Source organism: uncultured Streptococcus sp. (assembly GCF_938036805.1).
Classification (GTDB): domain Bacteria; phylum Bacillota; class Bacilli; order Lactobacillales; family Streptococcaceae; genus Streptococcus.
Genome location: NZ_CALHWC010000091.1, coordinates 1 through 8,197, shown reverse-complemented (window position 1 = coordinate 8,197; position 8,197 = coordinate 1). Strand labels below are relative to the sequence as shown.

Annotated in this window: 8 protein-coding genes and 1 pseudogene; 5 read left to right on the top strand and 4 right to left on the bottom strand. The window is 45.6% G+C overall.

Annotated features, from left to right (window positions below):
* The coding region (locus Q0191_RS03695) for a 6-phospho-beta-glucosidase (protein WP_297663947.1) at positions 1–1,004 on the top strand (1,004 nt) is incomplete at its 5' end.
* A 126-nt stretch (positions 1,005–1,130) separates the two neighbouring features.
* Here the strand turns inward: Q0191_RS03695 and Q0191_RS03690 are convergent.
* Positions 1,131–1,664 carry a hypothetical protein gene (locus Q0191_RS03690; protein WP_125371206.1) on the bottom strand — a complete coding sequence of 178 codons (534 nt, stop codon included), beginning with the start codon at positions 1,662–1,664 and terminating at the stop codon, positions 1,131–1,133.
* A gap of 203 nt (positions 1,665–1,867) precedes the next feature.
* Here Q0191_RS03690 and Q0191_RS03685 point away from each other — a divergent pair, with 203 nt between their 5' ends.
* Positions 1,868–2,548, top strand: coding sequence for a response regulator transcription factor (locus Q0191_RS03685; RefSeq protein WP_297663944.1), 681 nt, complete (start codon positions 1,868–1,870; stop codon positions 2,546–2,548).
* 2 nt (positions 2,549–2,550) lie between these two features.
* On the top strand, positions 2,551–3,426 hold the full coding sequence (locus tag Q0191_RS03680) for a sensor histidine kinase KdpD (protein WP_297663942.1): 876 nt from the start codon (positions 2,551–2,553) through the stop codon (positions 3,424–3,426).
* Positions 3,427–3,467: 41 nt separating this feature from the next.
* Here Q0191_RS03680 and Q0191_RS03675 read toward each other — a convergent pair whose 3' ends face one another.
* From Q0191_RS03675 to pabB, 3 genes are all read right to left on the bottom strand, one after another.
* Positions 3,468–4,232 carry a lantibiotic ABC transporter permease gene (locus Q0191_RS03675; protein WP_297663940.1) on the bottom strand — a complete coding sequence of 255 codons (765 nt, stop codon included), beginning with the start codon at positions 4,230–4,232 and terminating at the stop codon, positions 3,468–3,470.
* The gene (locus Q0191_RS03670) at positions 4,229–5,158 is read right to left on the bottom strand and encodes an ABC transporter ATP-binding protein (protein ID WP_297663938.1); all 930 of its coding nucleotides are present in this window, start codon (positions 5,156–5,158) and stop codon (positions 4,229–4,231) included. Before Q0191_RS03670 ends, Q0191_RS03675 begins: the two co-directional genes overlap by 4 nt.
* 333 nt (positions 5,159–5,491) lie before the next feature.
* Positions 5,492–7,213, bottom strand: coding sequence for an aminodeoxychorismate synthase component I (pabB, locus tag Q0191_RS03665; protein ID WP_297663936.1), 1,722 nt, complete (start codon positions 7,211–7,213; stop codon positions 5,492–5,494).
* A gap of 131 nt (positions 7,214–7,344) precedes the next feature.
* Between pabB and Q0191_RS03660 the strand changes: the two genes are divergently transcribed.
* A complete protein-coding gene (locus Q0191_RS03660) occupies positions 7,345–7,686 on the top strand; it encodes an insulin activator factor (protein WP_297663935.1) in 342 nt (113 codons plus the stop codon).
* Positions 7,687–7,793: 107 nt separating this feature from the next.
* Positions 7,794–8,197: pseudogene (locus Q0191_RS03655) on the top strand (AI-2E family transporter); the annotation flags it as partial.

The following is an 8,197-nucleotide window of genomic DNA, read 5'->3' as shown; positions in this document are numbered from 1 at the left end:
AGCAATATGGTGGTTGGCGGAGCCGTAAGATGCTGGAATTTTACGAGCGTCTCTGTCGCACTCTCTTTACCCGCTACAAGGGCTTGGTCAAATACTGGCTGACCTTCAATGAAATCAATATGATCCTCCATGCGCCATTTATGGGAGCGGGTCTCTGCTTCGAGGAAGGGGAGAATGAGGAGCAGGTCAAATACCAAGCAGCCCACCATGAGTTGGTGGCTTCAGCCATTGCCACCAAGCTTGCCCATGAGATTGATCCAAACAACAAGGTCGGCTGTATGCTGGCAGCAGGGCAAAACTACCCACATACTTGTGCTCCACGAGATGTTTGGGCGGGTCTAGAAGAAGACCGCAAGAACTATTTCTTTATCGATGTGCAGGCGCGTGGGGAATACCCTAATTATGCTAAAAAAGAGTGGGAACGTCAGGGAATCACGGTTGAGATGACCGAGCAGGACCTTCAATTGTTGAAAGACTATACGGTGGACTTTATTTCCTTCTCCTACTATGCCAGTCGGGTCGCTTCAGGCGATCCAGCTGAAAGGGAGAAAACAGCGGGCAATATCTTTGCTTCTCTGAAGAATCCCTACTTAGAAAGCTCAGAATGGGGTTGGCAGATTGACCCTCTTGGTCTCCGCATTACCCTCAATACCATCTGGGATCGTTATCAAAAGCCTATGTTTATCGTGGAAAATGGATTAGGGGCAGTGGATACACCTAATGAAGCGGGGGAAATCGAGGATGATTATCGGATTGACTACCTGGCTGCCCACATCAAGGCTATGCGAGATGCCATCCATGAAGACGGCATCGTCCTCTGGGGCTATACGACTTGGGGTTGTATTGACCTGGTCTCTGCCGGAACAGGAGAAATGAAGAAGCGCTATGGCTTTATCTATGTCGATCGGGACAATGAAGGAAAAGGAACTCTAGCCCGTTCGCGCAAGAAATCCTTCTATTGGTACAAAGAAGTCATTGCGACCAATGGGGCCTCTGTTAAATAAACGTCTCCTGTAGAGCTTCGCCAACTTCTGGATGACTCTCTGACAGCAAACTAAAAAGCTTAGAATCCCAACTGCAAGCTGGGGTCCTAAGCTTTTTGTATGTCATTAAGGCAAGTCCTTATTGATTTACTGGTCGTAGTCTAAGACATTGTTTTCGATGACAAACTTAGATTCAGCGGAAATGTTGGCTTCTCCTAGTTGCAACTGTGAACTTCCGTCTGGTTTCATGATGTGCCACTGACCGTCCTTGTGGGCAAAGATAGCCTGAAATGTGACGTTATCACTCTTGTCCCGAATGGGTAGAACAAATGCTTGATCTGTATTCTCTAAGAGTATCTCTTCTTTTTTTTCAAAGTTATAGATATAAAATTGCCCAGTTCTTTGTCCCAAACCATGAAGTTCATCGACTTTTTGCCAATTTTCAAAATTTTTCTGAATTAGGGAATCATTAAAAATCTTGTTGAAGGTTTCATTCCGTTTCTTCGTTTCTTCTTCGTCTAGTGTTTTCTGAAACTCTGAAACCTTTTTAGCCGTTTGGACGGTTTGTCTGTTTTGCTCCCTAATTTGCTGGCGGTGGATGACTCGCATCATTCTTGCACCAACGCCCAGGATGACGAGAATGGATACAAGGCTGATTTGAGTTTTGGCATTTTTTTTCATAGATGATTCTCCCTATTGTGTCATCGGTCCTATTATACCATTTGAAAGAAAGGATAGTCAAGTTCATCTTGTGATGACCTACCATGCAGATCTACCTGGGGACTATAGGATTTTATCAGATTTTCATTGACGAAGGTCCCTTTATTTGATAGGCTAGGGGAATAGAAATGATTTCGTAAGCATAGAAAAGAGGAGTGAGGCAAGTGGCACGTATCTTATTAATTGAGGATAATAATGATATCCAAGAAATTTTGTATAGTCTCTTAAGCGAAGACCATGAGGTGCTTCAGGCTTTTTCAGGTACAGAAGGGCTGCGACTCTTCCAGCAAGAAAGCATTGATTTGGTCCTTCTCGATATCATGCTTCCTGGGAAAAATGGGGATCAGGTCCTTGAGGAAATCCGTTTGCAGAGTCAGGTACCGGTCATCATGATGACAGCTCTTGGTGACAAACACCTCATTAGCCAGTATCTCCTTGCAGGTGCCAATGATTATATCGTCAAGCCCTTTAATCTAGACGAAGTGGCAGCGCGTGTCACTGTCCAACTGCGAGGCAGTCAGCAGGCCCAGTCTAAGCCTGCTGGGGAGACCTTGATCAAAAACATTCGCCTTCTGCCAGATACCTTTGAAATTGCTTCTGGGGACCAGTCCATGCGGCTGGGGAAAAAGGAATTTCAGATTTTCCAGACCTTGCTGGCTCATCCTAAAAAGATTTTTACCAAGGAGGAGCTGTATGAGTCGGTCTGGGAGGAGACCTATCTGCCAGGCGATAATACGCTCAATGCCCATCTCAGCAATCTTCGTAAGAAATTAGCCCAGCTGGATAATTCGACAGACTATATCGAGACCATTTGGGGTCTGGGTGTGCGGCTCAAGGAGGATTAGCTATGTGGTTGATTTTAGCCTTTGTGCTTATACTCTTCTTGTCAATCATGCTGGTTCGCTATCATCTGACGATTCGTAGTCTGACCAGCCAGATCCGTGACAAACGTCGTACAGGAAGTCAGGTTCGCTTGACTTTGAGAGATCAATCTCCGAGTCTGGTGGCTCTGACTGACGAGGTGGAGCAGCTTTTTCAGGAAATTGATAAGATGTCCTTTGTGACCCAGCAGGAAAAGAAAACCTTAGACATGGCCATCAGCAATATTGCCCACGATATCCGAACACCGCTGACCATTGCTAGTGGCTATACCCAACAGCTACTCAAAGACGCTGATAAGGAGCAGATGGATCAGCAACTGCAAAAGATTGCAGATAATCTAAGTATGGTATCCAGACGCTTGGAGGCTTTGATGGAATACCGTCGGTTGATGGAAGGAGCCATTCGACCGAAGTTGCAGCGAGTAGATCTATCCCAGCTGGTCACTCAGCAACTCTTTGCCTACTATGATGCCTTTCAGCGAGCAGGGATTGATTTAGAGGTGGCTTTGTCTGAAAATCTGCTTCTGGAAACGGACAGTGATATCTTTGATCGAATCGTCCAGAACATGCTCAGCAATGTCCTCAAACATGGCCGAGAAGCAGCCAGCATCAGTCTGAAAAATGAAGGGCAAAAGGTCATTTTCCAGGTCAAAAATAAGGTTCAGAAGCCCATTTTGCATCTGGATAAACTAACCAATCGTTTTTATTCTGAAAATCTCTCCAGCAGTGAGGAATCCTCTGGTCTGGGGCTTTATATCACCCAGCAGTTGGTCGAAATCTTAGGTGGTGATTTGAGCATGCAAGCAGAGGACGATTGGTTTGAACTGATTGTGGCCTTATAAAAAAGAATCAGCTAGTCAGAAGATTAGCTGATTCTTTGCTTTTAGAGATCTTTTTTCTTGAAAATGAGGAGGCTGTTGCCTAGGAAGAAGACTGCTATGCCAATCGCTACCAAGCTAGCTTGCAAAACAACTGCAGGATCCGCAGCCAACTCTATTCCAAATCGTAAGGTTAAATAGCGGAACAACTCTATATGGGGATAGAGTAAGACTGGAAAGGCGAGCAGGGCGCTTCCGACAAAATAGGTAATAAAGACCGCGGCAATAGAATGACTGAGATAGAGGACGAAAGACACGATGCCAATCCAAGCTATGGTTATCATGAGCTGGACGAGAATAGTTATGAAAAATTGGCCAAAGAAGCCTGTCGGAACTGTCCCAATTCCATTGATAGAGCTAGCGATGATGAAGGAGATGCCTAGCAAGAGGATGAATTGGAAGATGGCGACAACAAAGGAGACCAAAGTTTTAGATAGGAAGAACTCTGTCCGTGAAATACCGTGAGCAAGGCTGTTTTTATAAAGCTTACGGGACAAGTCCACACCTAATAAGAGGCAGACGACAATGAGAGTGAAAAATATAACATTGTCAGAATTTCCAGAGAAATGGGCAAGAGCATTGATACCCGTCATTTTTACTGGTGCTTGCTGAGCGACGTTTTGTCCATCCGTCTCAATGGATGTTCCAAATCTGCTGGTAACCTTATAGAGGACGCCGAGCAGGATATTGGCTAGTAAAACGAGCTCAGTGATCCAAAAGCCCTTGGAGTGGAAGAGACGGTAAAAGTCAGCGCGAATGGTTTGAATCATGATAGACCTCCCTGGTTTTGATCAAGTAAATCTGTAAAGAAATTTTCTAGATTTTGCCGTGCATAGTAGATTTCTTGAATGACTAAGTCAGCTGTGGCTAGCTCTTTTACGATATTGTTGATGTTGTGCGAATGGGTAAAGACATGGATTTCATTGAGAGCATTGACCACCTTGATGCGGTAGCCTAATTGATCTTGGAGCAGCTGGCTGGCTTCCTCCAAATGATCCGTTTTCAAGACGATATAATCTTCGCTTTGCTCTTCAAATTCAGCCTTGGAAATTTCCTTGATCATATGACCTTGGTCGATGATGCCAAAGCGCGTAGCGACTAGATAGAGCTCGGATAGGATATGACTGGAGATAACAAAGGTCATGCCCAGCTCTTCATTGAGCTTTTGGACAAGCTGACGAAATTCCTTGATGCCGACAGGATCTAGTCCGTTGATAGGCTCATCTAAAATCATCAGATCTGGCTTGGATAGGAGGGCGATAGCGATGCCCAAGCGTTGCTTCATCCCGAGGGAGAAGTCACGAAATTTCTTTTTGCCAGTGTCCGTTAGGTCTACATAGTTGAGTGTTTCTCGGATGGCCTTATCGGCATTAGGAATCTGGCGCAGTTTGCAGTAGTAGCTGAGATTTTCGTAGGCGGTCAAGTGGTTGTGGGCAACGGGCGTTTCAATGACCGAGCCGACCCGCTTGAGGGCTTGTGTCCATTCGGCCTGATTGCTGGAACCAAAGAGAGACACGGTTCCGTTGCTGGCATGCATCAGCTGGGTCATGATTTTGATCAGAGTGGTTTTACCAGCCCCGTTTTTACCGATGAGACCGTAGATATCTCCTTTTTTGATGGTCAGGTTGACATCGCTCAGAGCTTGCTGCTGGCCGAACTTTTTGCTGACCCCTTGTAAAACTAAAATATTTTCCATGGTTTTACTTCTCCTTTTTGATTTATTCTTGGAAATCCTTTCCTCACTATCCAGTATATCGGACACTTATTAAGTATTCATCAAGCATTTCTAAAATATTTCTAAAATCTTGAAATAGAAATTATAATTCTTGTTTAAGCGGACTGAGGCCTATAGAAAAGAGAGTGGGACAGAAATCGGTAATTCGTTAGAATTCGATTTCGTCGTCCCACCTCCGCACAGTTGAGTAGGGCTGTAAAAGCTGATGAAATAAGCCTAGTAGAGCCCACTCAACTATTGCGTCTTGCTCGACAATCCAAAGACAATTGAGAGGCTAGGACTTTTGTCCCAGCCTCAATTATCTATTTCCAATTCATAAAGGCCTCTCAGTGCGTTGCAGGCGTAGATTCTTTCTGCTGATTTCAAGTCGTCTAGGCTGAGGATTTTTTCTGTGGCCTGACCTGTTGCCAAGAGATGCTGGCGGTAGATGCCATTTAAAAGGCCTAGCTCGACTGGTGGCGTGTAGAGGTGACCATCCAGCTGGAGGACTAGGTTACCGATGGAGCTTTCCAGCAACTGACCTTGGGCATTGTGGTAAATCTGTTCCTGCTGGCCTAGGTCTAAATGTGGCCGATAGCTGGTTTTGAAATAGGTGAAAGGCTGCTGTAAGTTGGCATTTTGTGGGACGAGAATAGCCTTGCAGAAAGTTTCTGGGAGTGCTTGTAGCTTTTCTAGCTGGCAGGTGACTTTTCCAGATTTGGCGATGGAGATCCGCAGGCGGTAGTCCGTACTTGGATCCAGTTCTGCTAGACTTTGGTTCAACTCTGCCTTCAGTTTTCCCTCATCAAATGGATAAGCAAAGTAACGGGCGGCTTCCTGTAAACGCTTCAGATGTTGGTCTTGGAAGATCAGGCTGCCTTGCTCAATCTTCCCTGTCGTAATCAGGTCAAACTGGGGATTTTTCCGATAGAGGACGGCAGATTTTTGCTGGGTTTCGATGTACTCGGCTTCCCATGTGCTATCCCAAGTGATGCCGCCACCGACACCGTAAATCGCCTTGCCAGCCTCAAGCTGAATGGTGCGGATGGCCACATTGAAAATCCGCCTCTGGTCTGGCAGGCAGATACCAACAGTGCCGCAGTAGACACCGCGAGCTGCTTTTTCTGTCGCCTTGATGATAGCCATAGTCGAAATCTTTGGAGCGCCTGTGATAGAGCCACACGGAAAGAGCGCATCAAAAATTTCTCCTAAGCCAATCTCAGGTCGCAGCTGGCTCTTGATGGTGGAGGTCATTTGCCAGACAGTGGAATACTGCTCGACCTGACACAGCTGCTCGACTCGCTCGCTGCCAATCTCTGAAATGCGGTTCATGTCGTTGCGAAGCAGATCAACGATCATCATATTTTCCGCTCGGTTTTTAGGATCCTGGCGCAGCCAGTCCGCCTGCTCCAAGTCTGCAGTGACTGTCAGACCGCGATTGGTAGTGCCTTTCATCGGCCGTGTTGTCAGCTCACCTCGATGCTCCTCGAAAAAGAGCTCAGGACTGATGGATAAGATTGCCTGATTATCGTGCTCTACATAGGCATTGTAGGCGGCATTTTGCTCGACGACCAGACGATTGTAAATAGCCCAGCTGTCCTGTAGATTAAGCTCTGCGCCTAGCTGCAGGGTGTAGTTGACCTGATAGGTATCGCCTTGACGGATATGATGGTGAATGGTTCTGATGGCCTTTTCATACTCTTGCTCGGTCGTTAGGCTCTGCCATTGCGCCGGCATTTCTACCTCGTCGTAAGCCAAAGGGAATGGTGCTTCATCGGCCCTATCATGAATGGTAAAGTAAATCAGGTACTCGCCCAGAAGAGGGGCTTTGTGGACCTGTAGTTTTTCCTCAAAAGCGGGAGCAGCTTCGTAGCTGACATAGCCGACTGCATAAAATCCCTTTTTCTGCCAGTCCTCAACCTCTTGCAGAATCGCTCTGACTTCGGCCAACTCGCGTGTTTTGAGCTCTTTGATGGGCTGGCTGAAAATCAAGCGCCGACCCAGTTCTTTAAAATCAATAACTGTTTTCTTGTGCATGAGTTTATTGTATCATAAGATAATTTGAATGAAAACGGATTTATCAGATGAGACACTGTTTATTTTATAATAGTTGACAGATTAGTAAGTGTGTCGGTATACTAATTTAAAAAAGAAAGAGTGAGATGCTTATGAAATCAAACAAATTGCTATGGATAAATGGAATTGTTGGCATTTTAGGAGGCCTTCTGATCATTTACGCTTCTTTAAATAGATGGCACTGGGAAATTATTTATTTGGTTCCTAAACTAATCGAAAACCCTGGCTGGGGTGATATGGTTATATTGACCAGCTGGCTGCTTTTGGGACTTTCTATCGTCGGAATGTATCACTATAGCAACGACCCAAGAGTCAATAAGACGAGTCATGAGCTTCTATTCTGCGCCTCTATCATGGGCTTTATTCCTTTTCTAGCTATATTTGCAGGCTTTCTATCCATAGGAGCTGGGGTTCTCTATCTTCAAGATTTTTAAAAATTTAAGAGTGATGGCAAAGTTGACTGACCCATGTTTCCTCCTGCTCGAAAGGCCTTGAAAATTATGATAAAATAAGGAAATGACAAAACTGTAAAGGAAGTCTTATGAAAAAAATCAATGAATCCTATAAACTCATCGTCTTTGCGGCGCTTGCTCTGGCTCTGGTTCTCTACATTGGAAATATCTGGTCTGGCCTGCAGAGTCTGACTTCGGTTTTTTCGCCTATTATACTGGGTGGAGTCCTAGCCTTTATCTTTAATGTCCCGATGAAAAAGCTGGAAGACTTCTTGGATAAATGCCGAGTCCCACAAAAGTTGCAGCGCGGTTTGGCCTTGGTTTTGGAGGTGCTGATTTTAGCTCTCATTATGACGGGGATTGTCTCCATCGTCGTGCCGACTCTGACCACAGCGGTCAATCAGTTGAGCGCAACAATCGGCAAGGTAGCGCCTCAGCTAGCCAAGTGGCTGCAGCAGTCTGGCTTGCTTTCCTCTAGCCAGCTGAAAGATTT

What these genes read in the sequence shown, in the direction of transcription:
- Q0191_RS03680 (WP_297663942.1), top strand. Translation starts at nt 2,551, where the DNA reads ATGTGGTTGATTTTAGCCTTTGTGCTTATACTCTTCTTGTCAATCATG.
- Q0191_RS03660 (WP_297663935.1), top strand. Translation starts at nt 7,345, where the DNA reads ATGAAATCAAACAAATTGCTATGGATAAATGGAATTGTTGGCATTTTA.
- pabB (WP_297663936.1), bottom strand. Translation starts at nt 7,213, where the DNA reads ATGCACAAGAAAACAGTTATTGATTTTAAAGAACTGGGTCGGCGCTTG.
- Q0191_RS03670 (WP_297663938.1), bottom strand. Translation starts at nt 5,158, where the DNA reads ATGGAAAATATTTTAGTTTTACAAGGGGTCAGCAAAAAGTTCGGCCAG.
- Q0191_RS03690 (WP_125371206.1), bottom strand. Translation starts at nt 1,664, where the DNA reads ATGAAAAAAAATGCCAAAACTCAAATCAGCCTTGTATCCATTCTCGTC.
- Q0191_RS03675 (WP_297663940.1), bottom strand. Translation starts at nt 4,232, where the DNA reads ATGATTCAAACCATTCGCGCTGACTTTTACCGTCTCTTCCACTCCAAG.